Annotated in this window: 20 protein-coding genes; 12 read left to right on the top strand and 8 right to left on the bottom strand. The window is 71.7% G+C overall.

Annotation, left to right across the window (positions count from 1 at the left end; all coding sequences use genetic code 11):
• Positions 1 to 276: 276 nt before the first annotated feature.
• The 3 genes from RMT89_RS14130 (at position 277) to RMT89_RS14120 (ending at position 3,583) form a co-directional block, all read left to right on the top strand.
• Positions 277 to 1,377: a citrate synthase 2 gene (locus RMT89_RS14130; RefSeq protein WP_315884085.1), complete on the top strand. Its 1,101-nt coding sequence runs from the start codon at positions 277 to 279 to the stop codon at positions 1,375 to 1,377.
• Positions 1,378 to 1,802: 425 nt separating this feature from the next.
• Positions 1,803 to 2,042, top strand: a complete 240-nt coding sequence (locus RMT89_RS14125) for a GNAT family N-acetyltransferase (protein WP_399498108.1) — start codon at positions 1,803 to 1,805, stop codon at positions 2,040 to 2,042.
• A gap of 143 nt (positions 2,043 to 2,185) precedes the next feature.
• Positions 2,186 to 3,583 (top strand): PAS domain-containing protein, encoded by a 1,398-nt coding sequence (locus RMT89_RS14120; RefSeq protein ID WP_315884084.1) that lies wholly within the window; start codon positions 2,186 to 2,188, stop codon positions 3,581 to 3,583.
• A gap of 4 nt (positions 3,584 to 3,587) precedes the next feature.
• Here the strand turns inward: RMT89_RS14120 and RMT89_RS14115 are convergent, their stop codons facing one another.
• A complete protein-coding gene (locus tag RMT89_RS14115; protein WP_315884083.1) occupies positions 3,588 to 4,343 on the bottom strand; it encodes an SIS domain-containing protein in 756 nt (251 codons plus the stop codon).
• A 285-nt stretch (positions 4,344 to 4,628) separates the two neighbouring features.
• On the opposite strand from RMT89_RS14115, the gene RMT89_RS14110 reads away from it, so the two are divergent.
• Together RMT89_RS14110 and RMT89_RS14105 are read left to right on the top strand one after the other, a co-directional pair.
• Positions 4,629 to 5,321, top strand: a complete 693-nt coding sequence (locus tag RMT89_RS14110) for a metal-dependent transcriptional regulator (RefSeq protein ID WP_315884082.1) — start codon at positions 4,629 to 4,631, stop codon at positions 5,319 to 5,321.
• Positions 5,322 to 5,784: 463 nt separating this feature from the next.
• Positions 5,785 to 6,660 (top strand): alpha/beta hydrolase, encoded by an 876-nt coding sequence (locus RMT89_RS14105; RefSeq protein ID WP_315884081.1) that lies wholly within the window; start codon positions 5,785 to 5,787, stop codon positions 6,658 to 6,660.
• A gap of 100 nt (positions 6,661 to 6,760) precedes the next feature.
• On the opposite strand, the gene RMT89_RS14100 is transcribed toward RMT89_RS14105, so the two are convergent.
• From RMT89_RS14100 to RMT89_RS14090, 3 genes are read right to left on the bottom strand one after another with little or no spacing between them, the layout of a single operon-like run.
• Complete coding sequence (locus RMT89_RS14100; protein ID WP_315884080.1) at positions 6,761 to 8,350, bottom strand: transporter; 1,590 nt, start codon at positions 8,348 to 8,350, stop codon at positions 6,761 to 6,763.
• Complete coding sequence (locus RMT89_RS14095) at positions 8,347 to 9,117, bottom strand: ABC transporter ATP-binding protein (RefSeq protein WP_315884079.1); 771 nt, start codon at positions 9,115 to 9,117, stop codon at positions 8,347 to 8,349. The genes RMT89_RS14100 and RMT89_RS14095 overlap by 4 nt, the downstream gene beginning before the upstream one ends.
• A gap of 37 nt (positions 9,118 to 9,154) precedes the next feature.
• The gene (locus RMT89_RS14090) at positions 9,155 to 9,817 is read right to left on the bottom strand and encodes a bifunctional DNA primase/polymerase (protein WP_315884078.1); all 663 of its coding nucleotides are present in this window, start codon (positions 9,815 to 9,817) and stop codon (positions 9,155 to 9,157) included.
• Between the two features lie 284 nt (positions 9,818 to 10,101).
• Here RMT89_RS14090 and RMT89_RS14085 point away from each other — a divergent pair, with 284 nt between their 5' ends.
• Together RMT89_RS14085 and RMT89_RS14080 are read left to right on the top strand one after the other, a co-directional pair.
• Complete coding sequence (locus RMT89_RS14085; RefSeq protein ID WP_315884077.1) at positions 10,102 to 11,487, top strand: transcriptional regulator; 1,386 nt, start codon at positions 10,102 to 10,104, stop codon at positions 11,485 to 11,487.
• Positions 11,488 to 11,688: 201 nt separating this feature from the next.
• Positions 11,689 to 13,248 (top strand): hypothetical protein, encoded by a 1,560-nt coding sequence (locus RMT89_RS14080; RefSeq protein WP_315884076.1) that lies wholly within the window; start codon positions 11,689 to 11,691, stop codon positions 13,246 to 13,248.
• A 7-nt stretch (positions 13,249 to 13,255) separates the two neighbouring features.
• Here RMT89_RS14080 and RMT89_RS14075 read toward each other — a convergent pair whose 3' ends face one another.
• Positions 13,256 to 14,563 (bottom strand): ABC transporter substrate-binding protein, encoded by a 1,308-nt coding sequence (locus RMT89_RS14075; protein WP_315884075.1) that lies wholly within the window; start codon positions 14,561 to 14,563, stop codon positions 13,256 to 13,258.
• Between the two features lie 117 nt (positions 14,564 to 14,680).
• On the opposite strand from RMT89_RS14075, the gene RMT89_RS14070 reads away from it, so the two are divergent.
• Both RMT89_RS14070 and purU read left to right on the top strand, forming a co-directional pair.
• Entirely contained in the window at positions 14,681 to 15,181 is a 501-nt protein-coding gene (locus tag RMT89_RS14070; RefSeq protein WP_315884074.1) for an SCO4402 family protein, read from the top strand.
• 47 nt (positions 15,182 to 15,228) lie between these two features.
• Complete coding sequence (gene purU / locus RMT89_RS14065; protein WP_315884073.1) at positions 15,229 to 16,110, top strand: formyltetrahydrofolate deformylase; 882 nt, start codon at positions 15,229 to 15,231, stop codon at positions 16,108 to 16,110.
• Between the two features lie 167 nt (positions 16,111 to 16,277).
• On the opposite strand, the gene RMT89_RS14060 is transcribed toward purU, so the two are convergent.
• Both RMT89_RS14060 and RMT89_RS14055 read right to left on the bottom strand, forming a co-directional pair.
• Entirely contained in the window at positions 16,278 to 17,651 is a 1,374-nt protein-coding gene (locus RMT89_RS14060) for a zf-HC2 domain-containing protein (RefSeq protein ID WP_315884072.1), read from the bottom strand.
• Entirely contained in the window at positions 17,648 to 18,220 is a 573-nt protein-coding gene (locus RMT89_RS14055; RefSeq protein WP_315884071.1) for a sigma-70 family RNA polymerase sigma factor, read from the bottom strand. Before RMT89_RS14055 ends, RMT89_RS14060 begins: the two co-directional genes overlap by 4 nt.
• 313 nt (positions 18,221 to 18,533) lie before the next feature.
• Between RMT89_RS14055 and RMT89_RS14050 the strand changes: the two genes are divergently transcribed.
• Together RMT89_RS14050 and RMT89_RS14045 are read left to right on the top strand one after the other, a co-directional pair.
• Positions 18,534 to 18,914 (top strand): STAS domain-containing protein, encoded by a 381-nt coding sequence (locus RMT89_RS14050; RefSeq protein WP_315884070.1) that lies wholly within the window; start codon positions 18,534 to 18,536, stop codon positions 18,912 to 18,914.
• A gap of 144 nt (positions 18,915 to 19,058) precedes the next feature.
• Positions 19,059 to 19,571 (top strand): EF-hand domain-containing protein, encoded by a 513-nt coding sequence (locus RMT89_RS14045; protein ID WP_315884069.1) that lies wholly within the window; start codon positions 19,059 to 19,061, stop codon positions 19,569 to 19,571.
• On the opposite strand, the gene RMT89_RS14040 is transcribed toward RMT89_RS14045, so the two are convergent.
• Positions 19,550 to 21,058 carry an AMP-binding protein gene (locus tag RMT89_RS14040; protein WP_315884068.1) on the bottom strand — a complete coding sequence of 503 codons (1,509 nt, stop codon included), beginning with the start codon at positions 21,056 to 21,058 and terminating at the stop codon, positions 19,550 to 19,552. The two genes, RMT89_RS14045 and RMT89_RS14040, sit on opposite strands and share 22 nt — an antisense overlap.
• Positions 21,059 to 21,177: 119 nt before the next feature.
• On the opposite strand from RMT89_RS14040, the gene RMT89_RS14035 reads away from it, so the two are divergent.
• On the top strand, positions 21,178 to 22,308 hold the full coding sequence (locus tag RMT89_RS14035) for an acyl-CoA dehydrogenase family protein (RefSeq protein ID WP_315884067.1): 1,131 nt from the start codon (positions 21,178 to 21,180) through the stop codon (positions 22,306 to 22,308).
• The last annotated feature ends 2 nt before the right edge of the window (positions 22,309 to 22,310 follow it).

The raw sequence follows: 22,310 nt of genomic DNA, 5'->3' as shown, positions 1-22,310 counted from the left end.
GGGCCCGTTCGGCACGGTGTCCTTCATCACTGAGTGGCACTCAGTGCCGCAAGCCCTCCCCAAAGGTGGCACTCGGGGATATCGTTCTGATGCCGTTCCGGTTGGGTGACCGCCGACCGCACGGGGCATCACTGGGGTACCGCCCAGGACCGCGAGTCCGTCGGAGCCACGACCGCGGATCCACCGGGCGCGCAGCCGTCCCTGCCGCACCAGACACGGTCCGCACCATCACCCCCACAACACCATCTGTCGCACACATCACGAGGGAGCCGCCTGATGTCCGACTTCGTACCCGGACTCGAAGGGGTCGTCGCGTTCGAAACGGAGATCGCCGAACCCGACAAGGAGGGCGGCGCACTCAGGTACCGGGGCGTCGACATCGAGGACCTCGTCGGACATGTCTCGTTCGGCAACGTCTGGGGCCTGCTCGTCGACGGGGCCTTCAACCCCGGTCTGCCGCCCGCCGAGCCGTTCCCGATCCCGGTGCACTCCGGCGACATCCGCGTCGACGTCCAGTCCGCGCTCGCCATGCTGGCACCTGTGTGGGGCCTGAAACCGCTCCTCGACATCGGTGCCGAGCAGGCCCGCGACGACCTCGCCCGGGCCGCCGTCATGGCCCTGTCCTACGTCGCCCAGTCCGCGCGCGGGCAGGGCCTGCCGATGGTTCCGCAGCGCGAGATCGACAAGGCGCAGTCCGTCGTCGAGCGGTTCATGATCCGCTGGCGGGGCGAGCCGGACCCGAAGCATGTCGCCGCCGTCGACGCGTACTGGACCTCCGCCGCCGAGCACGGCATGAACGCCTCCACCTTCACCGCCCGCGTGATCGCGTCCACGGGCGCGGATGTGGCCGCCGCGCTCTCCGGCGCCGTAGGGGCGATGTCCGGGCCGCTGCACGGGGGCGCGCCCTCGCGCGTGCTCTACATGATCGAGGAGATCGAGCGCACGGGGGACGCCGAGGCGTATGTGAAGCAGGCCCTCGACAGGGGCGAGCGGCTCATGGGCTTCGGGCACCGGGTGTACCGCGCCGAGGACCCACGCGCGCGCGTGCTGCGGCGTACGGCGCGTGAGCTCGGCGCGCCGCGCTTCGAGGTGGCCGAGGCGCTGGAGAAGGCGGCGCTCGCGGAGCTGCACGCCCGGCGGCCCGACCGGGTGCTGGCCACCAACGTGGAGTTCTGGGCGGCGATCGTCCTCGACTTCGCCGAGGTCCCGGCCCACATGTTCACGTCGATGTTCACGTGCGCGCGTACCGCCGGCTGGTCGGCGCACATCCTGGAGCAGAAGCGGACGGGCCGGCTGGTGCGGCCGTCCGCGCGCTACGTGGGTCCGGGGTCGCGGGACCCGAGGGAGATCGAGGGCTACGGCGACATCGCCCGCTGAGAGCCGCCCGGAACGCAGACGACCCGCGAGCTCGGTTCCTCCGCCTGACGGCGGGGGAGCCGGCCGGACGTACCGGCGAGCTCGCGGGTCGGGTGACTGCCTGGGATTGGGCCGGCTGCACGCATCTGTCACGTGCTGGTCCGGCACCGCAACTAGTGGGGTGCTGGGCCGCTAGCCCGCAGCCACCTCACGCGTCCGGTTCTTGTACATCTGCCGAACCACCTCCCTTCTCGTGTGCCCCACACACTAGGAAGCGACAGCGGCGGGTTCAACCACTTTTTTTCCAAGGTTGAGCCGTACGCGCCAGGGGGAGATCCCCGACGTGAATGATCTTCGCGTCGTACCGGTGGACGGCGACCGCATGCTGGAGCGGTGGCGGTACGTCCACAACCTGATCGTGCCGCCCGACGAGGTGCGGGAACGCAGTGGCCGTCATCGCGCGTGTGCTGCCCGAGTACCGGGACCGCGGCCTCGGCGCGGCCCTGTACGAGCACTGCCTCGCGCACGCGCGCGTGCTCGGTGCCCAGGGCATCCGGACGGTCGTGCTCGCCGCCAACGCCGACGGGCTGCGGTTCGCCGAGGGGCGGGGGTTTGTCGAGGTGGAGCGCTATGTGGCGGCCGAGGACGAGACCGAAGTGTGGCTCACACTGCGGCTTGAGCGCTGAGTGGTACGACGTCTCCGGCGTACAACGATTCCTTCAATCTTGTGGGAACCCGGTGTGTGTTGCGTCACGTTCGAGTTGAATGATTGTTAGTGGGCGAACCGCCGCACCGTACGCGTGCGGACGCGGCTTGGCAGGGGGTCCAGGTGAGTGCTTCCCGGCGTAGTGGGACCACCGACGAGCTGGGGCCGGACGAACCCGAGCGGGCCGGTCCCGAGGGCACCGGCGGCTCCGATCTGCTCGCCGCGCTGCTGGACGGGATGGACGCGGCGCTGTGCGCCTTCGACGCCGACGGCGTCGTGACCCACTGGAACCGTGAGGCCGAGCGGATCCTCGGATGGACCGCCGCCGAGGCGGTGGGGCGGCACGGCTTCGCCGACTGGGCCGTGCGCAGCGCCGACGCCGAGGAGGTCGAGGCGCGGCTGATGTCCGCCATGGACTCCCCGGGCCGGCAGGTGCACGAGTTCGCGCTGCTGACCAAGGACGGCGGGCGGGTCCTCGTACGGACCCAGTCCGCGGCCGTGCGCGGCCCCGACGGCAAGCCCGCCGGTGTGTACTGCGCCTTCAGCGAAGTGCACGCGCAGATCGACCTGGAGCGGTCCATCGCGCTCAGCGAGGCGCTCTTCGAGGACGCGAGCTGGGGCGTCGTACTCGTCGACGCCGACCTGCGCCCCGCCGTCGTCAACGCGCACGCCGCACGCGCGTTGGGCATCGGCCGTACGTCCGTCCTGGGCCGCCCGCTCGGGGAACTGCTCGCCCAGGGCGTCGAGGAACTGGAGAGCGCGCTGACCCATGTCCTCGCGGAGGGCGCGCCGCCCGCCCCGGCCGAGATCTGGGTGAGTGTGCGCACCCCCGACGGCGACCAGCGGCGCTGCTGGCGCTGCGGCTTCGTACGGCTGGCCTCGCCGCTCGCCGAGGAGCCGGTGCCGCTCGGTGTGGGCTGGCTCTTCCAGGACGTGACCGAGGCCAAGCAGGGCGAGCAGGAGGCGGCGCTGCTGCGCTTCCGTACCAACCAGATGCACCGGGCCGCACGGGCCGCCGCGGAGTGCGAGGACCCCGCGGAGGCGGCCACCGTCCACCTCGACTTCGCGCTCGCCGGATTCGCCGACCACGCGCTGATCGACCGCGTCGCGGGCGGCACCCTGAGCGACGCGGACGCGTCCGCTGCGGTCCGCCTGGTCAGAGCCGCCGCCACCCCCTCCGGCGCCCCGGGCCCCAGCCTGCCCACCGGCGCCGCGGGCCTGCCCGTGCGCTATGCCGAAGGGCACCCGGCGCTCCAGTGCGTGGCGCGCGCCGGCTCGGTCCGGGCCAGCGTCGGCACGGTCCCGCCGGAACAGGCCCGCCTGTGGGCCGAGGCCCGCCAGTGGCCGGCCGACTCGGTCCACGCGCTGTGCGCGGTGCTGCGGAGCCGGGGCCGGACCCTGGGCGTGGTGACGTTCCTGCGCGGAGGCGGCCGAAGCCCCTTCGAGCGCTCCGACGCCACCTACGCGGAGGACGTGGCGGCCCGCATCGCGACGGCCCTGGACCTGGCGAGCGCCCAGTAGGAGTTCACCGGCGGTAGAAGATCCGGTCCCCGTACTCCTCCATGACCCGTCCGTTCCACTCATGGCCGCCGTCCACGTTGCCCGAGCGCAGCAGCGGCGGCTCGATGCCGCGGTCGGCCAGGGCGCCGGCCGCCGTGGCCATGACGGCCTGGAGCAGGGCGGCGGTGACGACCGTGGACGCGGGGGCGAACGGCGCCGGAACGGTGTCCAGGGTCAGCTCGGCGTCCCCGACGGCGATCTTGGAGTCGAGCACGAGATCGCAGTGGTCCTTCAGATACGTCCCGGAGACATGCCGCGACTTCGTCTCGGAGGCGTACGCGACGGAGGTCACGCCGATGACCTTCACCCCCAGCGCGCGGGCGTTCATGGCCATCTCGACGGGCAGCGCGTTGCGCCCGGACAGCGAGACGATCACCAGCACGTCGCCCGCGCGCAGCGGCGAGCTGTCCAGTACCGCGGCGGCGAGCCCGTCGACCCGCTCCAGCGCGGACCCCAGCGTGGCGGGCATCACGTCGACGCCGACGACACCCGGCACGGCCAGCAGATTCATCAGCGCGAGCCCGCCCGCGCGGTAGACGACGTCCTGCGCGGCGAGCGAGGAGTGCCCGGCCCCGAACGCGAACAGCCGGCCGCCCTCGGCGACCGTGTCGGCGAGCAGCGCGCCGGCCGCGTCGATGTTCCCGGCCTCCTCGTCGCGGACCCGCTGGAGCAGCCCGATCGCGGCGTCGAAGAACTGGCCGGCCAGCTTGCGGTCGCTCATGCGCGGGGCCCCTTTGCCGTGCGAGAGTGCGGTGACGGTCGTGATCTGTGTCGCGGATCACCGTGCGGTCTGGACCAGTGCGGTGTCAATACGGCGGTACGGCGGTCCGGGGCGCCCGCCGGGCGCGCCCGCGGGGGAGGCTCGTACGACCGTGTACAAGCGCGAAACCCCCTGGTTTCAACGGCGCGGCACGGTTGTCAGTGCTATGCGTCAGAATTGAAGCCAGGGCCAGCGCACGCGCCGCGAAGCTGTCGCGCTTCCGGCAGATCTCATCAAGGGGCACGTATGTCCGGACTGATCGACACCACGGAGATGTATCTCCGCACCATCCTTGAGCTGGAGGAGGAAGGTGTGGTCCCCATGCGTGCCAGGATCGCCGAGCGGCTCGACCAGAGCGGGCCGACCGTCAGCCAGACGGTGGCGCGGATGGAGCGTGACGGCCTGGTGTCCGTCGCCTCCGACCGCCATCTGGAGCTGACGGACGAGGGCCGCCGCCTGGCCACACGCGTGATGCGCAAGCACCGTCTCGCCGAGTGTCTGCTCGTCGATGTGATCGGCCTGGAGTGGGAGCAGGTGCACGCCGAGGCCTGCCGCTGGGAGCACGTGATGAGCGAGGCCGTCGAGCGCCGCGTGCTGGAGCTGCTCCGGCACCCCACCGAGTCGCCCTACGGCAACCCGATCCCGGGTCTTGAGGAGCTCGGCGAGAAGGACGGCGCCGACCCCTTCCTCGACGAGGGCATGGTGTCGCTGGCCGAGCTGGACCCGGGTCTGGAGGGCAAGACCGTCGTCGTACGCCGGATCGGCGAGCCGATCCAGACGGACGCGCAGCTGATGTACACGCTGCGCCGGGCCGGCGTGCAGCCCGGCTCGGTGGTCAGCGTGACCGAGTCGCCGGGCGGTGTGCTGGTGGGCAGCGGCGGCGAGGCGGCCGAGCTGGGGGCGGACGTCGCCTCGCATGTGTTCGTCGCCAAGCGCTGACCGCAACTCCCGGGACCGCAGGGGCAGTTGAGGCGACCGACGCGATCTCGTCGTTTCCGGGATCCAGTCCGCCGAATCGCAGCGCTCCGGCGCTTCGCGTGCGAGGCTGTCGCGAGGGGCATATGACCTGAGGGGGGCGGAGGATGCGCCGCAGACGTATGGAGGGCCCCGGCGCTGTGCGGCGCCGGGGCCTGTCCTCCCCTGTTCTGACCCGGAGCCCCGAGCTCTCAGGGTCATTCCCCTCGGACCGGTTTCCCCGAGCGGTCCGCCTCCCGTTGAAGATCTCCCCTCGGCTGCGGCGGTCAATCCTTGAGGGAGGTCACTCGAATGAGGGGTGTTGCCCGCCGAAACGGCATTTTCGAATAGAGGTTCGATAATCTGCGGGTGATGGGTCCCACGGGACGTGCACTCGCGTGATCGACGCAAAGGCACGGCAGGCGGAGCTAGGGGGGTGCCAGGACCTATGGCGCGGCGCATCGACGTGACCGGGACAGGCGGGGTACGCCTCGCTGCCTGGGAGTTCGGCGACCCACCCAAGGACGACCGAGCGGCCCCCGCCGAGGACGAGCCGGGGCACGGCGTGCTGTTACTCCACGGGCTGATGGGCCGCGCCTCGCACTGGGCGGCCACGGCCCGCTGGCTCTCCGAGCGGCATCGCGCGGTCGCGCTGGACCAGCGGGGGCACGGTCGCAGCGACAAGCCGACGCAGGCCGCGTTCACGCGCGAGGCCTACGTGGAGGACGCCGAGGCCGCGCTGGAGCAGCTCGGCCTCGCGCCGGCCGTCCTGATCGGTCATGCGATGGGGGCGCTGACGGCCTGGCAGCTCGCCGCGAAACGGCCCGACCTGGTGTCGGGCGTGATCATCTGCGATATGCGGGCCTCCGCGCTCGGCGCGGCCTCGCAGCGGGAGTGGGCCGACTGGTTCAAGTCATGGCCCGTCCCCTTCGCGACGCTCGCCGACGTACGCAAGTGGTTCGGCGAGGACGACCCCTGGGTGGAGCGGCCGAACCCCGCGCGCGGGGAGTTCTACGCCGAGGTCATGCAGGAGTGCGAGGACGGCTGGCGGCCGGTGTTCGAGCCCGAGCAGATGCTGAAGTCCCGGGAGACCTGGGTCTACGACGCGCACTGGGAGGAACTGGCGCAGGTCCAGTGCCCGGCGCTGGTCGTCCGCGGTCTTGACGGGGAGCTGGGCCGGGCCGAGGCGCAGGAGATGGTGCGGGTGCTTCCCAGGGGGGAGTACGCGGAGGTGGCCGAGGCGGGGCACCTCGTGCACTATGACCAGCCGGAGGCTTGGCGGGGGGCGATCGAGCCGTTCCTGGATGCGGTGCGGACGGTTTGAGGGGCGCGCTCGGAGGGGTGGTTGCTGGTTGTCTCGCGGGTGCCGGCCGGTGGGGGCTTGTCGCGCAGTTCCCCGCGCCCCTTGGGGAGTTGTTCTTCCGCTAGCCCTTGCTCACCGCCGTCAAGATCTCCGGCAGCCTCGCCGCCGTCTGCGGTGCCGCCAGCCTCAGGCCCAGTGCCGTGATCCCCGCGCCGTACCCCGCCCCCACCGGCAGCAGCAGCCACGTCCAGTCCTCGCCGTTCGCGGACACGTTCAGCCAGATCGTCAGGGCGATGAACGGGGCGCAGAGCAGGGCCGCCGCTACCATGCCGCCGAAGATCGAGATCCAGGCCAGGCCCACCTGGCCGGGAGCCACGTTCTTGTAGCCCTCCTGCGGGATGGAGTACGGGAAACGGGCCGAGGTCCAGGCGCCGGTCGCCAGCATCGCACCGAGCAGGGCGAAGGAGAGGCCCAGGGCCTCGGGCAGACGCGGCCAGTCGTCCAGCAGGGCCGCCGTGAGGACCGTCACCAGCGTCGCGTACGGCAGGGTGATCACCAGCAGCGCGCAGGCACGCGCGCGGAGCTCGACGTAGGCGTCCCGCGGTGAGGAGACCGTCATCGCGACCATCCAGAACGCCGAGGTGTCCTGGCCGAACTGGTTGTACATCAGGATCCCGAGCATCCCGGCCGCGAAGCACGCGAAGTAGATCGTGCCGGTGCCCTGGAAGGCGTTGAACACCGGCACGATCAGGCCAATGGCCAGCGAGGTCACCCAGGCCGCCTTGGTCTTCGGATCGCGCCAGATGTAGCGCAGGCTGCGCTCCATGACGGTGCCGGTGCGCCCGGCGGGCAGGAGACGGCCGAGGCCCGTGGATTCCCGTACGGCGGTGCCGGTGGCCGCCTGCAGCGTCGAGCCGTCGGGCTCGGTCATCAGACGGGTCAGATGCCGCGACCATACGGCGATCAGCGCGGCCAGTGCCCCGGCCGCCAGGGCGAGTTGCAGCAGTGCGACGCCGTACGCACCCTTGCTCGCCGCGTCCACCGCGCCGATCGCCGACGCCGGCGGCAGCCAGCGCAGCACGTCCGCCGCCGGGTCGAGCTCCCCGAGCCCCGACGAACCGAGCCGCTGCGCCCCGAAGTTGACGACCTGCGCGCCGACCGCGATGACCAGACCGCTCAGTACCGCGAGATCCCGTCCCTTCCGGCTGGTCAGCAGCCGGAGGTTGGCGGCGGCGACGGCCCGCGCGAGGGCCACGCACACCAGCAGCGCCAGGACGACCCCGACGACGCCGACGGCGTAGGCCACGGCGCCGTGCGCCACCGCGATCACCGAGCCGGCCAGCAGGCAGAGCGTGAACAGGGGGCCGATGCCGACCAGGGAGGCCGCGAGGAGGGCGCGCACCAGGGGGCGGGGGCGCAGGGGGAGCATGACCAGGCGGGTCGGGTCGAGGGTCTCGTCGCCGCTGGGGAAGAACAGCGGCATCACCGCCCAGCCGAGCGCCAGCACCGCCACCAGCAGGATGACCACGGACGCGGCGTGGGCGTGGTCGCGCAGCGCGATCAGACCGATCAGCTGCAACGCGGCGAACAGCAGCGTGACGACGACGGATGCGACGTAGGCGGCGCGGCGGCCGCTGGACTGGCGCAGGCCGTTGCGCAGCAGCGACAGCTTCAGCCGTACCAGAACCGGCGTGACCGTGGGCGCGCTCATCGCGCCCCGCCGCCCAGCCAGTCGAGGTCGGAACCGGCGTCGCGGCCTTGGGCCCCCACCAGCTCCAGGAAGGCCCGCTGGAGGGAGGGCGCGTCCCCGCGTACCTCGGCGAGCGGGCCGTGCGCCCGGATCCGGCCCGCCGCCATGACGGCCACCCAGTCGCACAGCGACTCGACGAGTTCCATGACGTGGGAGGAGAAGACGACGGTGGCGCCGGAGGCGGTGTACCGCTCCAGGACGCCCCGGATGGTCTGCGCGGAGACCGGGTCGACGCCCTCGAACGGCTCGTCGAGGAAGAGCACTTCGGGGTTGTGGAGGAGAGCGGCCGCGAGCCCGATCTTCTTGCGCATGCCGGTCGAGTAGTCGACGACGAGCTTGTGCTGGGCACCGGCCAGGTCCAGCACGTCGAGGAGCTGCGTGGCCCGCTTGTCGACCTCGGCGCCGGGAAGCCCGCGCAACCGCCCGGAGTAGGCGAGCAGTTCGCGCCCCGACAGGCGTTCGAACAGCCGTAGCCCCTCCGGCAGCACCCCGATCCGTGCCTTCACCTCCACGGGGTCGCGCCACACGTCGTGCCCGACCACCTCGACGGACCCCTGATCGGGCCGCAGCAGCCCGGTCGCCATGGAGAGCGTGGTGGTCTTCCCGGCGCCGTTGGGCCCGACAAGACCGATGAACTTCCCGGCGGGCAACTCCAGATCGATCCCGGCGACGGCGATCTGCTGCCCGAACCGCTTCCAGAGCCCCCGCACACTCACAGCCGACGTCATGGGTGAAACCCTACGGCGCACCAGGCGTGGTTCAGCGCTATCGGTCCCGCCCGCACGCATAGGCGAGCGGTGAGATCAACTCCTCGGCGTCCGGCAGCCACCGATTGGCAGGCGTCGGCCGACAGGCCCACTGCACGGCCCCCCGCGACCCGTACCGCGTGGGCGGCGCGGCCACGTAACTGCCCTCGCCGAGCGCCGTGAGATCGAGCGAGGACGGCGACCAGCCGAGCTTGCGTACCAGCTCAGGCACCTTCACCGAGGCTCCCGGCAGCACGAAGAAGTGCATCCGGCGATCCGGCGTCAAGGTCACGGGGCCGAGCGTCAACTCCATGCGCTCCATGCGGGCCAGCGCGAGAAACCCGGCCGTCTCCGCGACGGAGATCGCGTCGAAGGTCCGCCCGGTCGGCAGCAGGATGGAGGCCAGCGGCTGCTTCGACCACATCCGGCGCGCGACCGTCGCACTGCCCGTCGCCTGCGTCCCCCAGTCCGCGCGGGCGGGGTGCGCCCCCGGCGCATCGCACGAGGCGTCGCCGCACGAGCAGCGCTGCACCCCGTCGGCGGCTTCCAGCCAGGTGCCGGGGAACACGTCCCAATGACGCTCCTCGGTGTAGCGAACGGCGGTCTCCAGCAGCGATTCCCCGCGCTGCTTCGGAATCTGAGCGGCTTCAGTGCCCGCGATCGTCTCTTCCACGCACATCACAACTCCCGCACCCACCTCGGGTTACGGCTGTAGCGCGCGCGGGGGAGGAGCATCGATTCCGCATCTGGGGCGCATGGATGCACGTGTGGGGGCGCGCGGGAGGATCAGCGGCGGGAGCTGGGTAACCACGAGTGGGGTCGGTTTCACCTTTACCCCGGCAATCCTCGCATGCCTCGCATTTTCGGTATGTCCGTGGGGCATTGATCTTCAAGGCCGGATCTTTTCGGTACGAAGACACGTCAACTCGGTGCGTGGGCAGGCACCGCAGCCACAGGGGGTACGCCATGGCCGCAAGGCCTCTCGTCGCGCGGCAGCCGAACGAACGGCTGCAGGCGCTCATCCAGGAAGCGGGCTGCTCGAACGCCGGGCTGGCCCGCCGGGTCAACATGTGCGGCGCCGAGCACGGCCTCGACCTGCGCTACGACAAGACGTCCGTGGCCCGTTGGCTGCGCGGACAGCAGCCACGCGGACGCGCTCCGGCGATCATCGCGGAGGCACTCGGCCGCAAACTCGGCCGTACGGTCACGATCGACGAGATCGGCATGGCCAACGGCAAGAACCTCGCCTCGGGCGTGGGCCTCCAGTTCTCGCCGACCGTACTGGGCGCCATCGAGCAGGTGTGTGAGCTGTGGCGCAGTGACGTGGGCCGCCGGGACTTCCTGTCCGGCTCGTCCGTCGCCGCGTCGGCGCTCGTCGAACCCAGCCGCGACTGGCTGATCTCGGCGCCCGACTCCCAGGTCGCGCGCTCGGCGGGCCCGCGCGTGGGCCAGTCCGACGTCGCCGCCGTGAAGGCGATGACGCAGGCCCTGGTCGACCTGGACCACCAGTACGGCAGCGGGCATGTGCGCCCGGTCGTCGTGCACTACCTCAACAGCGTCGTCTCGGGGCTGCTGGCCGGGTCGTACCGGGAGGCCGTGGGGCGCGAACTCTTCGCCGCGGTGGCCCGGTTGACGGAGCTGGCCGGCTACATGGCGATCGATACCGGCCAGCCGGGTCTCGCCCAGCGGTACTACATCCAGGCCCTGCGGCTCGCCCAGGCGGCCGGCGACCGCGGCTACGGCGGTTACGTCCTCGCCGCGTCCATGAGCCACCTGGCCGCGCAGCTAGGGAACCCACGCGAGATCGCGCAGTTGGCGCGGGCGGCGCAGGAGGGCGCGCGGGGGCGGGTCACCCCGCGCGCGGAGGCCATGTTCTACGCCGCCGAGGCCCGTGGGCACGCGCTCATGGGTGACGCACGGGCGGCCCAGGCGGCGTCCGGGCGGGCGGTGAGCGCGCTGGAGTCGGCGGATCCGGCCTCCGGGGACGATCCGGCGTGGATCGCGCACTTCGACGAGGCGTATCTGGCCGACGAGTTGGCGCACTGCCACCGTGACCTCGGACAGGCCGAGGCGGCGGCGCGGCGCGCGGAGGAGTCCCTCGCGGGGCTGCCGGAGAACAAGGCGCGACGGCGCGCGATCGGCTATGTGCTCCTCGCCACGGCCCAGGTCCAGCAGCGCGAGGTCGAACAGGCCTGCCACACCGGCCTGAAGGCCGTGGAGCTGCTGGAGACCCTGCGCTCCAACCGGGGCGCCGAGTATCTGGAGGACTTCCAGCAGCGGTTGGAGCCGTACCGGGAGGAACCCGTGGTACGGGAGTTCGGGGCGCGTCTTGAGCTGCAGGCGGCGGCCTGAAAGTACGGCCACGCGCGCGTGAACTCATGGGAAACGAAGGCGTCGGCACGGAGAGGAGACCGTAGTCAGCGGATGGGGGGCCGGTTCTGTTACCGCGGTCACAGGGACGGACGTCACGTCCTGAGCTGCGTGGCACGCGGCTCTCGGGACCCGGTAGCGTGAGCCGACGATTCCGAAGGTCCCCCATTCGTAGGAGTCCCGGTGACGCAGAGTGGACAGGGCGAGGAGCCCTCGGCGCGACCCGCGCGCGAAGGCATCGTGCTGCCCTCCGACGGAGGAGAGCCCCTGCTCCCGGGCATGACGGGCGGCCACGGCGGCCCTCAGCAGCACGCCCACCCGGCCCCGCCACCCGCCCCGGCGGCCCCGCCCGGCGGCCAGGCATGGAACGGTGCCTGGGGTCCTGAGCAGCAGCACCAGCCCCCGGCGGCCCCGCCCCCGGGCCAGGGCTGGACACCGCCGCCCGCCCAGCCCTGGGCGGCACCGGACCGGCCGGCCGCCCCGTCCCAGCCCCTCCCTCCGGAGGGCGCCCCGGCCCCGTCGTACGGCGGCCCCACCGGCTACGGCACCCAGGGCGCCCCGCTGCCGCCCGCGGACCCCTATGGCTCCTACGCGAGTCAGGGGACACCGCTGCCTCCGGCCGGTCCGTCCGCCTCCGGCGCTCTGCCGCCCGCAGCCGCTTACGGCGACGACGGGGCCACCCAGTACATCCCGCCGGTCATGGACGACAGCGCCACCCGGTACATCCCGCCGGTCGGCGACGACGGCGCGACCCAGTACATCCCGCCGGTCGGCGCCGGGGCGCTGCCGCCCGAGGTCGTCACCCCGGAGGCGCCCGCCGAGAGCACGCAGGTGCTGGGCCGGGTCCGGCGCCATGCCGCCCCGAACCCGGACGCCGAGGCCACGCAGTTCATCGCGCCCGTGCCGGCGAGCGAGGGCGAGCGGCAGCCGCCCGCCGAGTTCGACAACCTCTTCCGCAGGGAGCCGGGCGGTGAGCCCCCGGCCGCCTCCACCCAGCAGATGCCGCGCTTCCAGCAGCCGCAGCCGCAGCGGTACGGTGCCCGGCAGCAGCCCCCGTTCATCCCGAGGCGCGAGACGCACGACGACGAGGAGCGCCGCGGGGGCGGCCGTACGGGTTCCAAGGTCACGCTCTTCGCGGCCGTCGGCGTCGGTATCGCCGTCCTCGGCATAGGCGCGGGCGCGCTGCTGGCCAGTGGGGGCGGGGACGACGACAGCGACAACAAGACCGTCGCCGCCACCGCCCCGGCGAGCGGGTCCGCCTCGCCCTCCCCGTCCGCCGACCCGGTCGAGCAGCAGGCCGTCGAACTGGACAAGCTGCTGGCCGACAGCGGCAACAGCCGGACCATGGTCATCAACGCCGTGGCCGACGTGAAGGCCTGCACCAACCTCGCCCAGGCGGCGAAGGACCTCAGGGACGCGGCCAAGCAGCGCAACGACCTGGTGACCAAGCTCTCCACGCTCGCCGTCGACAAGCTGCCGCAGAACACCGAGCTGACCACGGCCCTCAACAAGGCCTGGCAGGCGTCCGCGTCGGCCGACAACCACTACGCGAACTGGGCCGACCAGGTCGCGCAGCGCAAGGGCCAGCTCTGCAAGAAGGGGCAGGCCCGGGCCACCCCGCAGACCCAGGCCGGCAACGCGGCCAGCGGCACGGCCAGCACCGAGAAGGCCAAGGCCGCCGGCCTGTGGAACTCGATCGCGAAGACGTACGGCCTGACCGAGCGCCAGCCGACCCAGCTCTGAGGTCTGATCAGCTCAGGTCGGCCTGCTGGAGGGTCTTCGTCACATCGATGAAGCCCTTCCGGGCCGACACCAGCCGGCCGTCCCGTACGACCTGGAGGGTCACGTCGGCGTTGACCAGCTGCGGGAGGCCGACCTGGGCGAGGCTCTCAGAGAAGTCCCAGCTCAGCGGTGGGGTGAGACCGCCCGTGCTGATCTCCAGACCGTTGTCCAGGGCCCGGCGGACCGAGCGGGCGGTCACCTCCCCGTCGCCGAGGGAGTCGATGACGGCCCTGAACACGGTGTACGCGATCCAGGTGGTCTGCACTCCGGCGTCCGCGGGGTCGATGCGGTTGTCGCCGAAGGCCTGTGCGTTGATCACGTCCTTCATCTCGTCCCAGCGCTTGTCGCTGGCCACGGGATACCAGCCGGTGATGTACGCGCCCTCGTACGGCCCGGACTTGCCGCCGGAGGCGTCGATCACCGTCTGGTCGACGCTGCCCAGCACGGTCGCCGTGCGCACATTGGGGTAGTCCTCGCGACCGCGCCGGAAGGAGTCCATGAAGGTGCTGGTGCGGTCCCCGAGGGCGGGCACCACGCAGCCGGGACTCACCGGGTCGGTGGAGGTGTACCGCAGCGCCTTCTGCGACTGCGCCGAGTACTCGGTGGCGTCCTCCGCCGCCAGCTGGTCACCCGCGTCGGCGTGGCCGCCCGCGGAGAGGCCGGAGTTCAGCAGCGGGGGCAGCTCGTCGCCCGCGATGCTGTCGGGCCGTACGAGCGCGACGGGCCCGCAGTCCTTGGCGAGCTCCCGGCCGAGGCCGGCCAGCAGGCTGGGCTGGCCGCCGTTGACGGGGTACGAGAGCGGGCTGGTGAACTCGGCGCCGGTGACGCCGTAGCCGCCTATGTAGGGGATCCCCGCGCTCTCCAGTGTGGGGAAGAAGGAGTCGCCGTACTGGCTGTAGGAGCCGATGACGGCGACCACCTTCTCCTCGACGGCGCGCTCGGCGCACTTCGCCGCGGCGACGCTGTCGTTGCGGTCGTTGCAGTTCAGGACCCGGAGCTTGCGGCCGTTGATGCCGCCCTGGGAGTTGATCCAGCGGGCGTACGCCAGCGCCAGCGCGGGCATGCCGGGCTTGTTGGTGGCGTTGGTGTCCTGCGGTGCCCAGGTCATGACGGTGATGGGATCGTCCCGGGTGCCCCCCGAGACACCGGGGATGACCCCGCAACCGACGGCGAGGGACGCACACGCGACCAGGGCCGCCGCTTTGCTCGCGGTGGCTCTGACGGGTCGGGTGAACGTGGGGAGGTGGGTACTGAGGAAGCCGCGCCTGCCGGTCATGGACACGCACGATTCCGCCACATCGCTAACCCGGAAGTCACCCACGGTCAACGAAAGGTGACGCGAAGGTGAATTGCGGGGGCCGTCGTATGCGATCCGGCGGAGAACGTACGATCGATGACCGTGCAAGGTTCGGAGAACTCTTCCCGTCGCGGCCGTCGCTCATCCACCATGGGCGGCATGCCACTGAACGACATGCCGTGGTGGCGCTGGCGCAGCAATGTGCGCTCCGCGCTGCACATGCTCTCCGACCCGGTGTTCCAGCGTGACGCCTGGCTGGCCGGCGCCGACGGCTACGGAGACGTCACCGATGCCGTGTACCGCCTGGTCGAGGACACCTGGCTGGACAACTGGTCCGCCGAGAAATACGTCGGCACGATCTTCCGGGACTCGCAGGAGGCGGCGCTCGTCGACACCGCCGTGCTGCGGGTACTGCGGATCATGCACCAGGTCGGCCCTGACGCGCCGGTCGCCGCGTACCTGGAGCACCAGGGATGGCCGGACGCGGTGCGCGCCGCGCGGGACGCCCATGTGCGGATGGCGGCGAGCGACGGGGACGACCCGGACGCGCCGCCGCGCACGCTGGAGGTGCTGCGGATCATGACGAGGTCCGCGTAGCGGGACGGCTGTGATCGGACGGCTCCGTTTGTGGGACGCTGTCCTGCATGAACGAGCAGTCCGGCCGAGCCGCGGTACCCACCGACCAGTACGTCCTGACCCTGTCCTGCCCCGACAAGCAGGGCATCGTGCACGCCGTGTCGAGCTACCTCTTCATGACCGGCTGCAACATCGAGGACAGTCAGCAGTTCGGCGACCACGACACGGGTCTGTTCTTCATGCGCGTCCACTTCTCGGCGGAGGCGCCGGTGACGGTGGACAAGCTGCGGGCGAGCTTCGCGGCGATCGGTGACGCCTTCCAGATGGACTGGCAGATCAACCGGGCCGACGAGAAGATGCGCATCGTCCTGATGGTCTCGAAGTTCGGGCACTGCCTGAACGACCTGCTGTTCCGCGCGCGGATCGGGGCGCTGCCGGTGGAGATCGCGGTGGTGGTCTCCAACCACACGGACTTTGCCGAGCTGGTGGGCTCGTACAACATTCCTTTCCACCACATTCCGGTGACGAAGGACACGAAGTCGCAGGCCGAGGCGCGGTTGCTGGAGATCGTGCGCGAGGAGAACGTGGAGCTGGTCGTTCTCGCCCGGTATATGCAGGTGCTGTCCGATGATCTCTGCAAGCAGCTCAGTGGGCGGATCATCAACATCCACCACTCCTTCCTGCCGAGCTTCAAGGGCGCGAAGCCGTATCACCAGGCGCACACGCGGGGTGTGAAGCTGATCGGGGCGACGGCGCACTATGTGACGGCCGATCTCGATGAGGGGCCGATCATCGAGCAGGAGGTCGAACGGGTCGGGCATGACGTCACGCCGGATCAGCTGGTGGCGGTGGGGCGCGATGTGGAGTGCCAGGCGCTGGCGCGGGCGGTCAAGTGGCATGCCGAGCGTCGGATTCTGCTCAATGGGCGACGGACGGTTGTGTTCGCCTGAGAGGTCGGGGGCGTGTGTTTCGTGGGCGACTGCGGGTGATTCGTGGTCGCTCGCGCAGTTCCCCGCGCCCCTGAAGTCGGACCAGTGCCCCATCTCTTTGGGGGCGCGGGGAGCTGCGCGACCAGCCCCCACGCACCCGCACTCGCCGACGAATCCGCAACCCGCCCCTACATCCTGCTCAACGCCGCCGCCGCGAACAGAACGTCCCTGATCGCCTCGCGGTCTCCCACCTGACCTGCCGCCGCCTCCTCCGGAGGAATATGACCCGCGGCCAGGTGGCAGAACTCCACCCCGTCCAGCGCCACATGGGCCACCTCCTGCTCGGCGGAGCCCACCGCCGCGGGGGAGTCCAGCGGGATCAGCCACTCACCGCCGCCCAGACCCTCGATCTCCAGCCGGAGGCTCCGGCCGGGGCCGCCGGCCAGGCCGAGGTGGCGGCCCCTCGTCGGCGCTGCCAGCCCATTGCGCCGGCGACTGGCCAGCGCAGCGGGCAGCATGCGGGCCGCGAGGTCGATCATGTCGTGGAGGTGGCGGGCCGAAGGCGGGGCGTACGGGTAGTCCACCGCCTCCGCGATGTCCTCCGCGTGCACCCAGCACTCGAAGGCGCGGTCCAGCATCGCGTCGTGCAGCGGCAGCGAGAAGTCGCCGTAGGAGACCGGCATTGCGCCTGCCTGGCCGCCGGTGAAGGAAGCCGTCCGGACCAGGTCGTGACTCTGTTCCCGCCAGGGCGCCCGTACCGAGCGGGTGGGCGGGAAGTGGGAGGCGCGCCAGTACGCCTCGGTGCGGGCGGACGGGGTGGGGCGGTCGGCCGCGACGTCGCCCAGGGGGTCGTCGAGGCCCAGGGCGACCGCCACCAGGCCGTCGACGGTCAGCAGGTGGGCGATCACCCCGGCCACCGTCGTACGGCGGCTCGTCGCCTCGTCGGACCGGAACCACCGCAGCCGCACGGGCGCGTGCCACTCGGCGTCCCCGAAGTCCTGCAGCAACGCGTCCAGACGCGCCGTCTCGGCGTCGTACGCCGCCGCCCAGCCCGGCACCGGGATGCGCGGCGGGCGGCGCTCCAGGCAGCTCTCCAGCACCCGGGTGCGCAGGGCGGGGTCCAGGTCGAGGGTCTCGGCCTTGTGCAGCAGGCCCACGGCCTCGCGCAGCCGCAGCGCCTCGTCGGCGCAGGAGCCGCAGTCGCCCAGGTGCGCCTCGACGGCGAGCGCCTCCTCCGGCGAACACGCGGCCAGCGCCCACGCGCCGAGCAGCGACTTCAGCACGCGGTGCTCCAGGACGAGCGGTACCGGGTCCGTGGCGAGGTCGGGCAGTGGCCTGCCGGTGTCCTCGACGGAGGAACGGGGGAGCGGTATGCGGGGCGGCTGGTCCGGGTCGGGGCCGGGGCGCGGGCCGTTGCCGGGGCCGCCGGGGCCGGATGCTCCGGCGTCCGCGTCCTTGTCGCCCGGCTCCGGGCCGTCGTAGCCTTCGTCACCCCGCTCGTCCTTGGGCTCGCCCTCTCCCCCGTGCTCGTCGTACGCCTCGAACGTGTCCGCGTCGTTCACACCGCACCCCCGTATCCCGGCGGGGCCCCGGCGTCGTGGGCGGTGGAGAGGAGTTGCAGGCCGAGGCGGAGGCGGCGGCGGGCCTCGTCCTCGGTGACGCCGAGGTCGACGGCGGTCTGGCGGTAGTCGCGGCGCTGGAAGTAGGCCAGCTCCAGGGCGGCGCGCAGCGGCACCGGCATGGCCTGGACGATGTAGTCGGCGCGGGCGGCCACGGAGGCGTGGCGCACCTTGCGCTCCAGGTCCTCGGTGGTGCCGTGGCCGCCCTGGGCCAGCGCGGCGGTCTCGGTGGCGCGCAGGCGCTGCACGGCCAGGCGGTGAGTGAGCGTGGCCACCCAGGAGCGCAGCGGGCCCTGCTTGGGGTCGTAGGCGTCGGGGTGCTCCCAGACGTGGGCGAAGACCTCGCGGGTGATGCCGTCGGCGGCGCGCTCGTCACCGAGGACGGTGTGGGCCAGGCCGTGCACCAGGGACGCGAAACGGTCGTAGAGCTCGCCGAGGGCGGCCGCCTCACCGCGTGCGAGCCGCTGCTGCATCTTGCGGTCCCAGCGGGGCGGTGCGTCCTTCTTCGCCATGCGGCCCCCTCACCTCACCGTGCCTGCGCCCTGGTCAAGCCTGCTCCCACGATCTCCTCGAATGTAGTCGGCACCTCTGACAGCGCACGCCCCTTTGTCGCAATGTGCGCCCCCTGACGGGCCCCGGGTGATAGTGAACCGTCGCCTACCCAGTCCAGAACTGATCGAACAAGACCGGAGACGACAGAAACAAGCCTCTTTCCATCACTTTCTGTTTTCGGGTCGGTGTTTCAGGGCACTGCCGCTGGGCAGCCGCGCTGCAAGGAAGCGTAGGGACGGCTTCCGTTTGCGGGGGGTCCGGCGAGCGAAAGGCATGGCGGTGGCGTTCAAGGTGACCTGCGAAGAGCAGGACGGGTGGGCCGTGCTGCGGGTGTCGGGCGAACTGGATCTGGTGACCTCGCCCGTGCTGCGCCAACGTGTGCACGACGAAGTGGCCGAAGGCCGTCACAGTCTTGTGCTCGACCTCTCCGAGGTCTTCTTCTGCGACTCCAGCGGCGTCGGCGTGCTCATCGCCGCCCGCCGGCTCGTCCGCTCCTGCCGGGGCCGCCTGCGCCTGATACTGCCCGCGCACGGCGCGGTCGAGGGCTCCCACGTCAACCGCGTCCTCGGCGCCCTGGGCGTGCGCCGCCTGTTCGACGTCCACCCCGACGTGGACTCGGCCACCGACGAGACGACGGGGCCGCTGTCGGCGTAGCGGACCACCCCTCTGCCACACCGTTGTCCCAAAATTCCCCCGGTCTTGGCACAACCGTCGCTTTCCCGCTCCCGGACGGCCCCCGACGTCGTACGCTCCGTGCCAGAACGCACCCCACGTGACGTAAAGGCGGCACGAAAAGACATGGTCAGCAGCGAGTACGAGCGCAAGATCGCCGCCCGGTTCGCCACCTTCGACCAGGACGGCAACGGCTATATCGACCGTGCGGACTTCAACACGGCGGCCAAGGCGCTGCTCGCGGAGTTCGGTACGGCGGCCCGGTCCGACAAGGGCCAGGCGCTGTACATCGGCGCCGAGGCGTTCTGGCAGGGCATGGCGGGAATAGCGGACCGGGACGGCGACCAGCGCATCTCGCGGGACGAGTTCGTGGGCGGCGCGGTCAAGCGGCTGCGCGACAACCCGGACCGGTTCGCCGAGATCGCCCGCCCCTTCCTGCACGCGGCCCTCGCGGTGGCCGACAGGGACGGCGACGGAGCGGCCACCCTCGCGGACACCGCGCGCGTGCTGACCGCCCTCGGCGTGAACGCGGACGTCGCGCGGGCCGCGGCGGCCACTCTCGACGCCGACAGCGACGGCCGGGTGGAGGAGTCCGAGATCGTGACCGCCTTCGCCCGCTACTTCACCGTCCCCGAATAGCGCTCCCTGAGCTTGTACTTGAGCACCTTGCGCAGCGTGTCATTGCGCGGAAGGGCGTCCACCACCTCCAGCTGCTCCGGCAGCTTGTGTACGGACAGTCCTTCCGCGCGCAGATACGACGTGATCTGCGCAAGGCTCAACTCCCCGGCTCCCTCGGGCTGTTCGACCACGGCACACACGCGTTCCCCGCGCTCGGCATCCGGCAGCCCGATGACGGCCGCGTCCGCGACCGCCGGATGCCGGTGCAGGAGATCCTCTATCTCCTTCGCCGAGATGTTCTCGCCCTTGCGGATGATCACGTCCTTCAGCCGCCCGGTGAGCACCAGATGCCCGGTGCCGGTGAGCAGTCCCAGGTCGCCGGTGCGCAGGAAACCGTCCTCGTCGAAGGCCTGCGCGGTCTGCTCCGCGTCCAGATAACCCCGGCACACCGCCTCCCCGCGCAGCCGCACCTCCCCCTCCACGATCCGGATCTCCATCCCCTCGGGCGGCCGCCCCTCGGTGGTGGCGAGCAGCTCCGGGTCGTCGTCCGGGTCGCCCATCGTGATCATCGGCACCTCGGTCATGCCGTAGCCATGGGTCAGCTGCACCCCCATCTCCCGGACCACGCAGTGATACAGCTCCGGCGGCTTCGGCGCCCCACCGCCCGCCAGCAGCCGGAGCGTCGGAACCACCTTGGCGCCGGGCTGCTTGCGCTGCTCGGTCAGGAACATCGAGTAGAACGCCGTCGAACCGCCCGCCATCGTCACCCCGTGCCGGCGATAGCCTTCCAGCGCCTCGGGCAGCGCGAACTGCTCGAACAGCACCGCGGGGAAGCCGTACAGCAGCAGCATCACCATGTAGTCCGGGCCGCCTATGTGGGCGTAGGGGAAGGCGATCGAGCCGATGTCGCCGGCGGTCGGGCGCAGCGCGTGCGCGAGGCAGGAGCCGCCCGCGATCAGCGAACGGTCCGTGTGCAGCACGCCCTTGGGGTCGGAGGTGGTGCCCGAGGTCCAGTAGATCCAGCGGACGGAGGTGCCCTCGGAGGGCGGAGCGGGCAGGATCCGCGGATCGCCGTCGGGGAGCCGGTCGTACGCCTCGAAGATCCCCTTCGCGCCGAGCCGCCGCGCCATCTCCGTGTGGTCGTGGCCGCGCCACGTGCCCGGTACGGCGAAGTACTCGGCCTTGGACTCGCGCAGGGCGAAGCCGACCTCGCGGTCCCGGTAGAAGGGGATGACCGGCGACTGTACGGCGCCGAGGCGGGCCAGGGCGAAGGAGAGCAGGGCCGTCTCGATCCGGGTGGGGAGCTGCCAGGCGACGACCGTGCCGGGGCGCACGCCCATGTCGTGGAGGCCGGCCGCCACCCGCTCGGCACGCGCGCGTAGCTCGCCGAAGCTCAAGGAGCGGTCCTCCTGGAGGAGGACGGGCCGGTCCGGGGTGCGGGCGGCGCGGCGGGCCAGCAGGTCCCACAGGGTCCGGGCGGAGCTCAGGTCGAGTGCGGTGTCGGTCACGGTGGCCCCTTTGCTGACGGTACGTCAGTTAGTGGGCAGAGCGTAGGACTCGCCGCCTTGTCGGTCCAGGGGCGCGGGGCTAGCCTGAACTGACGAATCGTCAGATTGGTGGCTGCCGTATGGACCTCGCGTACACGCCCGAGGAGGAGGAGTTCCGGGCGCGCCTGAGGCAGTGGCTCGGCGAGATGCTGCCAAAGCTGCCGCCCGCTCCCGCCCCCTCCGACTGGCCCGGGCGGCGCGCCTACGACCTCGGCTGGCAGCGGATGCTCCATGACGCCGGGTACGCGGACGTCCACTGGGACTCTTCCCCGACCACCCGGCTGATCTATCTGGAGGAGACCGAGCGCGCCGGCGCGCCCTATGTGGGCGCCAACTTCGTCGGACTGCTGCACGCGGGCCCCACCATCGCCGCCGAGGGCACCCCCGAACAGCGGGCGCGCTGGCTGCCGCCGATCCTGCGCGGCGAGGAGGTCTGGTGCCAGGGCTTCAGCGAACCCGGCGCGGGCTCCGACCTCGCGGCGCTGCGCACGCGCGCGTGGCGTGACGGCGACGACTATGTGGTGACCGGCTCCAAGATCTGGACCTCGCACGCCGAAGTCGCCGACTGGTGCGAGCTGTTGGTACGGACGGACCCCTCGGCGCCCAAGCACCGGGGCATCACCTGGCTCGCCCTGCGCATGGACGCGCCCGGTGCCACCGTACGGCCGCTGCGGACCCTGGCCGGGTCCACCGAGTTCGCCGAGGTGTTCCTCGACGAGGTACGGGTGCCGGCCGCCCACCGGGTCGGCGCGGAGAACGACGGCTGGCGCGTGACGATGGTGACCCTCTCCTTCGAGCGCGGCACGGCCTTCGTCGGCGAGGTGGTGGCCTGCCGTCGTGTCCTGCGCGAACTGGCCGGGGAGGCCCGCAAGAACGGCCGCTGGGACGATCCGGTGCTCCGGCGCAGGCTCGGCCGCCTGAACGCAGAGTTGCGCGCGCTGTGGCGGCTGACGCAGTGGAACGTGAGCGAGGCGTCGGCGAGCGGAGTGCCCGGCATCGGGGGTTCGGTTTTCAAACTGAGGTATTCGCACGCCCGCCAGGAGCTCTACGACGCCGCCGCCGACGTCCTCGGGCCCGACGCCCTCGACCTCGACAGGCCCTGGGTCCTCGACCGGCTCTCGTCGCTGTCGTACACCATCGCGGCCGGCACCTCGCAGATCCAGCGGAACATCGTGGCCGAGCGGATCCTGGGGCTGCCGAGAGGGCGATGAGG

The sequence above is a fragment of the Streptomyces sp. P17 genome, assembly GCF_032436805.1.
Taxonomy (GTDB): Bacteria; Actinomycetota; Actinomycetes; order Streptomycetales; family Streptomycetaceae; genus Streptomyces.
The sequence above is the reverse complement of the archived record's forward strand: the minus strand, read 5'-3'. Positions and strand labels throughout refer to the sequence as shown.

Coding starts and splice junctions, on each gene's coding strand:
- purU (WP_315884073.1), top strand. CDS start 15,229: ATGAACGAGCAGTCCGGCCGAGCCGCGGTACCCACCGACCAGTACGTC.
- RMT89_RS14085 (WP_315884077.1), top strand. CDS start 10,102: ATGGCCGCAAGGCCTCTCGTCGCGCGGCAGCCGAACGAACGGCTGCAG.
- RMT89_RS14115 (WP_315884083.1), bottom strand. CDS start 4,343: ATGAGCGACCGCAAGCTGGCCGGCCAGTTCTTCGACGCCGCGATCGGG.
- RMT89_RS14050 (WP_315884070.1), top strand. CDS start 18,534: ATGGCGGTGGCGTTCAAGGTGACCTGCGAAGAGCAGGACGGGTGGGCC.
- RMT89_RS14075 (WP_315884075.1), bottom strand. CDS start 14,563: ATGACCGGCAGGCGCGGCTTCCTCAGTACCCACCTCCCCACGTTCACC.
- RMT89_RS14055 (WP_315884071.1), bottom strand. CDS start 18,220: ATGGCGAAGAAGGACGCACCGCCCCGCTGGGACCGCAAGATGCAGCAG.
- RMT89_RS14070 (WP_315884074.1), top strand. CDS start 14,681: ATGACCGTGCAAGGTTCGGAGAACTCTTCCCGTCGCGGCCGTCGCTCA.
- RMT89_RS14130 (WP_315884085.1), top strand. CDS start 277: ATGTCCGACTTCGTACCCGGACTCGAAGGGGTCGTCGCGTTCGAAACG.
- RMT89_RS14045 (WP_315884069.1), top strand. CDS start 19,059: ATGGTCAGCAGCGAGTACGAGCGCAAGATCGCCGCCCGGTTCGCCACC.
- RMT89_RS14110 (WP_315884082.1), top strand. CDS start 4,629: ATGTCCGGACTGATCGACACCACGGAGATGTATCTCCGCACCATCCTT.
- RMT89_RS14100 (WP_315884080.1), bottom strand. CDS start 8,350: ATGAGCGCGCCCACGGTCACGCCGGTTCTGGTACGGCTGAAGCTGTCG.
- RMT89_RS14105 (WP_315884081.1), top strand. CDS start 5,785: ATGGCGCGGCGCATCGACGTGACCGGGACAGGCGGGGTACGCCTCGCT.
- RMT89_RS14035 (WP_315884067.1), top strand. CDS start 21,178: ATGGACCTCGCGTACACGCCCGAGGAGGAGGAGTTCCGGGCGCGCCTG.
- RMT89_RS14095 (WP_315884079.1), bottom strand. CDS start 9,117: ATGACGTCGGCTGTGAGTGTGCGGGGGCTCTGGAAGCGGTTCGGGCAG.